This window comes from Chromobacterium sp. S0633 (assembly GCF_024158805.1).
Lineage (GTDB): Bacteria > Pseudomonadota > Gammaproteobacteria > Burkholderiales > Chromobacteriaceae > Chromobacterium.
Window position 1 is genome coordinate 1 of record NZ_JAMZGH010000086.1, and the last position, 7,094, is coordinate 7,094.

Annotated in this window: 5 protein-coding genes; 4 read left to right on the top strand and 1 reads right to left on the bottom strand. The window is 58.9% G+C overall.

The window, feature by feature from the left end; all coding sequences use genetic code 11:
- The 4 genes from NK214_RS24460 to NK214_RS24475 form a co-directional block, all read left to right on the top strand.
- On the top strand, window positions 1-921 hold a 921-nt coding region (locus NK214_RS24460; RefSeq protein WP_253315748.1), incomplete at its 5' end, for a DUF2345 domain-containing protein.
- 15 nt (window positions 922-936) lie between these two features.
- Entirely contained in the window at window positions 937-5,541 is a 4,605-nt protein-coding gene (locus NK214_RS24465; RefSeq protein ID WP_253315749.1) for an RHS repeat-associated core domain-containing protein, read from the top strand.
- A 5-nt stretch (window positions 5,542-5,546) separates the two neighbouring features.
- Window positions 5,547-5,858 carry a hypothetical protein gene (locus tag NK214_RS24470; protein WP_253315750.1) on the top strand — a complete coding sequence of 104 codons (312 nt, stop codon included), beginning with the start codon at window positions 5,547-5,549 and terminating at the stop codon, window positions 5,856-5,858.
- Window positions 5,859-5,989: 131 nt separating this feature from the next.
- A complete protein-coding gene (locus NK214_RS24475; RefSeq protein ID WP_253315751.1) occupies window positions 5,990-6,598 on the top strand; it encodes a DUF3885 domain-containing protein in 609 nt (202 codons plus the stop codon).
- 83 nt (window positions 6,599-6,681) lie between these two features.
- Here the strand turns inward: NK214_RS24475 and NK214_RS24480 are convergent, their stop codons facing one another.
- Window positions 6,682-7,005, bottom strand: a complete 324-nt coding sequence (locus NK214_RS24480) for a hypothetical protein (protein WP_253315752.1) — start codon at window positions 7,003-7,005, stop codon at window positions 6,682-6,684.
- Window positions 7,006-7,094 lie beyond the last annotated feature (89 nt).

Genomic DNA, 7,094 nt, shown 5'->3' on the forward strand with positions numbered 1-7,094 from the left:
GGCATCGCCAGCCTGAGCCAGCAAAGCCAGACCGTGGCGGCGGGGACCAATCTGGACCTGGTGGCGCAGCGGGACACCAACCAGACCAGCGGTCGGCGCTGGCTCCACAATGTGGGCCAGCACATCAGCCTGTTCGTGGCCGGGGTCAAGGATCAGATCGCGCTGAAGCTGATCGCCGCCAAGGGCAAGATCCAGATGCAGGCACAGAGCGACAGCATCGAGGTCACCGCGGACAAGGATGTGACCGTCACCGCCTGCAAGGGCAAGGTGGAAATCGCCGCCGGCCAGGAAATCCTGCTCACCAGCGGCGGCGGCTATATCCGGCTCAAGGGCGGCAATATCGAAGTGCACTGCCCGGGCGAAGTCAGCGTCAAGGGCGCCAGCCACGCGCTCACCGGCCCGGCCAGCCTCAGCACGCCCACGCCCACCTTCAACAAGCCGGGCATGGGCAATCTGCAAGTGATTCACGATTTCGCCAACGGCTACTCCATGGATCAGGGCAAATTCGTGCTCACCGACGCGCTGGGCGTCAAGCACAGCGGCGTGCTGGACGCCGCCGGCAAGGCCATGGTCAACGGCCTCCCCACCGGACCGGCTCAAGTGCAGTTCCTGGGCCGTCCGCACAAGAGCGAGGCGGACATCTTCCCCTTTGTGCCGCAGCCGGAAGCGGCGCTGCAAAAAATGGGCGCCGCGGTGCAGCAGCAGGCCATGAGCCAGCTGGGCAGCCTGGTGGGCAAGGCGCTGCCGCCCGGCGCCGCCGGCCTGGCGCAAAACCTGGCCCAGGCCAAAGGCGCCGTGGACCAGGCCAAAGCCATGGCCTCCCAAGCCCAGGCAGCGCTGCAACAAGCGCGCGACATCAAACAACTTGCCTCCGGCGCGTCCCTCCCCGCCGCCGCCGGCATGATCAAGAATATCGTTTAAGAGCCCTCCTCCGACATGAGCACCGCAGCCCAAGCCAAACCCGTCGCCGTCATCAACGGCACGCCGCAAAACGCAGCCCAGGTCATCCAGCAAACCGGCAAGACCTTCGATCAATGGCTGCAAAGCATCAGCGACGGGCATCTGTCGGTGGACAGCCTCAAGACCATAGGCAGCGCGGTGCCCATTGTCGGCAACCTGATCTCGGTGGGCGATGTCATCGTCGACCTGATGGAGATGTCGGAAAAGAGCAAGAAAAAACAGGAAGTCGACGTCTTCGACTGGCTGTTTCTGGGCGTGGACCTGGTGGGCGTGGTGCCGGCCGCAGGCGGCCTGTTCAAAATGGGCGCGCGCCCCACGCTGAAGCTGTGCGCCAGCAGCGTGCGCCGCGCCGGCGGCGACTGGCTGAAAATGGAGCTGTCCGCCTCGCTGACCCAAAAAGTGGCCAATATGTTGCCGGCCGACTTCCGCAATATGCCGGACCAATGGGTCAAGCACGTAGACAGCAAAATGCAGAGCACGCTGGAAACCTGCGGCGGCAAAGGCAAGGTCATCATCTCGGACCTGGCCAATCTGCTGATCAGCCTGGGCTCCGGCAACTTCAGCGGCTACGTCAAACAACACGTGCCGCAAGCGCCGGTCAAATACCATCTGGAGAAAACCAATAAGCAAGGCTTCTGGGCATCGGTGGGCGCGGAACTGGACGCGCTGAACCGCGCCGCCGCCAGCGCCAAGAAAGAAGCCGCCGCCGGCATGACCGTGGCCGCGGCCAAAGGCATAGACATGGCGCTGAAAGGCAGCGCAGCCGCCCGCATGATGCTGAGCCTGGGCCGCACCCTGCTGGCCTGGGCCGGCCAGCTCACCGCCAAGCTGCTGTCCATGTACTCCAGCCACCTGAAGCCCTTGCTGAACAAATTGCTGGCAGCCTTCCTCAAGCACCTGCCCAAGAAGGCCGCCGCGGTGGCCAACAAAGTCACCAACAAGGCCAAGAAAGGCACCCAGCAGCTTTATCAGGAGGTCACCAGCCGCTTCAAGGGCAAGATCAAGCCGCCGCCCAAATGCGCCTGCGCCGCCTCGCCCAACAGCATCGGCTACGTGCTGGGCGAAGAATCGCTGCAACATACCGACTTCAGCCTGCCCGGCGTGCTGCCCATCATCTGGACCCGTCAATATCGCTCCAACTTCGACGGCAACGACGCCCGCGGCGATCTGGGCGCGCGCTGGGGCGTGGCTTATGGCGCGCGCTTCGACATCGAAGGCGAAGCGCTGAAGCTCCACGACGACAGCTGCCGCACGCTGGACTACCCGCTGCTGCCGGTGGGCGAATCCCTCAAGGACGAGCTGGAAGGCTTCACCCTCAGCCGCCTATCCGACACCCTGATCTCCCAGACCTACGGCCACGATCTGGTGCAACTATACGAACGCCACGGCGACAGCTTCCGCCTGGCGCTGATCAAGGACCGCGCCGGCAACAGCATCGCGATGAACTTCCGCGACGGCCGACTGATCCAGCTGCTCAGCAGCGCCGGCTACGTGGCGGACCTCAGCCACGACACGCGCGGCCGCATTGTCCGCATCAGCCTGCAAAACCCGGAAACCGGCCTGCCGCTGCGCACGCTGGCGCAATACCAATACGACGACGCCGGCCCGCTGGCCGCGGACGCCGGCGACCTGCTGGCCGCCAGCGATGAAAACGGTCAAAGCTGGAGCTACCAGTACCAGCACCACCTGCTGACCCGCTACACCGACCGCACCGGCCGCGGCATCCATCTGGAGTGGGACGGCAAGCACCTGGACGCGCGCGCCGTGCGCGAATACGCCGACGACGGCAGCCAGGACATCCGCCTGGCCTGGGACGACAATATCGACCTCACCTACGTCACCGACGCCTACGGCCGCACCACCGAGTACTACTTCGACGACAAGGGCTACAACTACCGCATCATCTACCCGGACCACAAGGAAGAATGGTTCGACTACGACGCCCAGAAAAACCTGGTCAACCACATCTACCCGGACGGCTCGCAAGACAGCTTCTCCTACGACGACAAGAGCAATCTGGTATTGCACGAGCGCCGCGACGGCAGCGAAGTGGCCTTCGCCTACGACGCCCAGGACAATCTGGTGGAGATCACCGATCCGCTGGGCGAAAAATGGCTGCGCGCCTACGACGACAAGGGCCAGTTGATCGAGGAAACCGACCCGCTGGGCCACAAGACCAAATACGCCTACAACGAACAGGGGCTGCCGGTGGCCATCACCGACGCCAAGGGCGGCAAGAAGCAGATTGCCTACCGCCCGGACGGCCTGCTGCAGAGCTATACCGACTGCTCCGGCAGCGCCACCCAATGGCAGTACGACGAACGCGGCCGCTCGCAGCTGATCATCGACGCCATGGGCAGCGCCACCCGCTATCAATACGCGGCCAACGGCACGCTGCAGGCCATCGTCCTACCGGACGGCCAGGCCACGCAATTGGAGCACGACGCCGAAGCGCGCCTGCTCAAACTCACCGACCCGCTGGGCCGCGCCACCCATTACGACTACGACAAAGCCGGCCGGCTTCAGACCCGCACCGACGCCAACGGCCACAGCCTGGCCTACAAATACGACAAGCTGGGCCGGCTGACCGCGCTGCGCAATGAAAACCACCGCCAGTATCTGTTCGAATACGACGCCGGCGGCCAGCTGATTTCGGAAACCGGCTTTGACGGCAGCCCCACCCGCTACCACTACAACGCCGCCGGCCAGCTGGAAAAACAACAGGAAGGCGATGTCGCCACCCTCTACCGCTACGACGGCGCCGGCCGCCTGATCGAACGCAGCGCGCCGGGCAGCCTGGAAAGCTTCGGCTACGACCCCGCCGGCCGGCTGTACCAGGCCAAGAACCGCTACGCCAGCCTGCGCTGGATTTACGATCCGGTGGGCAATGTCATAGAAGAACACCACGGCTACAGCGTGGCCGGCGTCAAGGAAACCTACCGCTGGCAGCATGAGCATGACCCGCTGGGCAACCGCGTCGCCAGCGTGCGTCCGGACGGCCGCCGCGTCGACATCCTCAGCTACGGCAGCGGCCACGTGCACGGCCTGCTGTTCGGCCAGCGCGACATCGTCAACCTGGAGCGCGACAAACTGCACCGAGAAACCCAGCGCGTGCTGGGCAATGCGCTGCAACAGCATCAGAGCTACGACAAGGCCGGCCGCCTGGCCAGTCAGCGGCTGATGGGCTCCACCCAGTGGAACCGCCAATATCAGTACGACGTCGCCGGCCAGCTCACCGGCATCGCGGACAGCCGCGCCGGCCAGCTCAACTACCGCTACGACCCGGTGGGCCGCCTGCTGGAAGCCGCCACCCCCAAGGGCGTGGAAAGCTTCCGTTTCGACCCGGCCGGCAACCTGCTGGACAACGCCCCGGCCGCCGACGGCCACCAGGACAACAGCCTGCTGGGCAACCTGCTCAGCCAGTACGCCGGCCGCCATTACCGCTACGACACCCGCGGCAACCTGGTTGAAAAACGCGTCAACGGCGCACTCACCAAGCTGGAATGGGACAGCCACAACCGTCTGTCCCGCCTGACCGCGCCGGACGGCCAGAACACCGACTACCACTACGACCCGCTGGGCCGCCGCATCGCCAAAACCCAGGCCGGCCAGACCACGCTTTACGGCTGGGACGGCGACGTGCTGGCCTTTGAAACCCGGGACGAACAAGCGGTGCATTATCTGTTTGAACCGGACAGCTTCGTGCCGCTGGCCCAAGTCCACACCGAAGCCGTGCGCGGCGTCAAAGTGCCGCGCTGGAGCCAGCACCGCCCCTATGACTCGGACCAGGACCCGCTGCGCAAACCCGCGCCGGAACCCAGCGAACCAACTGCGGTGTACTACTACCACACCGACCACCTAGGCACCCCGCAGGCGCTGACCGACGAACAAGGCGCGCTAGCGCTGGAGATGGACTACCAAGCCTGGGGGCAAGCGCGCGAAATCATCGCCGACGCCGCCAACAAGGCCGGCATCCGCAACCCCTTCCGTTTCCAGGGCCAGTATCAGGACCAAGAGTCTGGGCTGCACTACAACCGCCATCGCTACTATGATCCAGAGATCGGGCGGTTTATTTCGCGGGATCCGATTGGGTTGATGGGTGGGATTAATATCCACAGTTATGCTCCAAACCCGCTGGAGTGGGTCGATCCACTTGGATTAGCGAAAAAACCGGGGAAAAACAGTACCACAACGACAGGAGCACCAAACAACAACTGTTGTGAGAAAACAGACCCATGTAGCAGTAATGTTGCAGTAGCCTGGACTAATCACGGGAACAAGCACGTTCCACCTCCTAGCGTCCCGTGGAAAAAGGTTGTAGAAGGGACAGGAAATGGTCGATCTGCAAAATATGCGCCCAACGTAAAGATTCAAGAACTGGAACGTACGGTATGGGCAACAGGGACCTCTGTTCACTCCGGCGATAAAAACTCTCAATGGAAAGTGATGGAGTTACCAGGCGTCATTGGAGCGAACGACGGGAAAGAAACAAATTACATGAGAGTCGAATGCTCACAAGGCGTTATACATGGACACCCAATAAGCAAACAAAGCTATCAAAAATTATTAAAGAGAAAGTAATTAAAATGCAAAACAAACTCCCACTCTCCCGATCCATCGTAAGTTACGATACACTCAGCAACATCCCTGAAGAATTTGACTTAAGCAATGACGATTTTCTTTTCTTCCTGAAAGAAGATCTATTACAGATACAATGCAGTCCAATTAATGTAATCATTGATGTTGGCTGGTACCCTGAATTTGAAGCAGATGGCCAGTTTCGCATTTCTATCATACAAAATGAAGACTGGGAAAATCCTCTAGAGGAACAAACCGCACGGAATATGACCCAGCTAAGGAAAACCCTCAAAGACATCATTGAAAAATATAGCCTATAATAAAACAGCAACGAATAGCATGAACCATTAATTTAAAACAATGGAATTCAAACAAAACCAGTTCAAACACTAAGCCGATACCTGCATTTGGGCAGCAGAATGCCTAACAAGTACAAAAGCGACTCATAGCCATGGGAAAAGAGAATAGCAATAATAATCCACCAAAAATCTCAGCAATAAAATATTTTTTTGAGGGTAACTGTTTTTCGAGCGCAATTTTCTACAAATACAAAGACAGCTTACGTTTCGAAATAAGTCAAAGAGACAGCAGACTTAATCAGTTTGCAACCGCATACGAAAACGCCAAAACCATATTGCACTTCATTTTCGAAAAGGATACTGAGGTATACTGCTCACTTAGTTTATCCGGTGATAGTTTATTACCTGCCCGATCTCAAATCAAAGAGCTACAACATGGTGGGTTCACGATTCCAAGCCAAAGACTTATCGATTACGACATTGATGGAGACGAAAAAATTGCAAGAATAATTTTCCAAACAAGCAAAGAAGAATGCACCAAATTACTTTGGATGAAAATCGCACACGAGCTTGGCATAAGCCCATCCACCTGGCTTGACTTACATATCTTCAGCATTGAAAACAAAATATTAGCACACCCTTACGATGAGCGTGGGATTGATGTCATTGGGAAAAAAAGCACACTCAAGACTGCTTTCAATAAATTACATCACCTGCTCATTAATTATGATATAGAAAAAATGGAAAGTAGTTTTAAATAGTAAGACACGCAATCATTGCCCTATTTGCAAAACACAGAATAAAAGCCCAAAGCCCCATCCGGGGCTTTGAGCATTTGGAAGGATTAAGCCAGTTCCTGCATTTGCACCGTGGTCTGCTGCAAACGGCGGGCGAAGGGCTCCAGCAGGCAATACAGCTGCTCGCACTCCAGCGTGTCCAAGTTGGGTTGGTCCAGCATGGCAACAAGCGCGCTCAAGGCATGGCTGACCTGGCCGAGTTCCAGACAGATCAGTTGGGCGCTGTGATGGAAGCGCTCGTCGTATTCGTCAAGCTGCGGCAACAGCGGGTCAATCGGGTGTAGTGAGGGATTTTGCCGACGCAAGCTTTTCAGCTGGGACAGCAAAGTTGACAGCGATGGGCTGTGGAGGGTTTGAGTGGCGCTAGTCATGGCAACTCCTTCTTGAGCTTTATGCCCGCCCTCCGACGCTAAGCGGAGGCGGCGGGGACATGGCAGGATTAGCGTTACCGGCAAGAAGG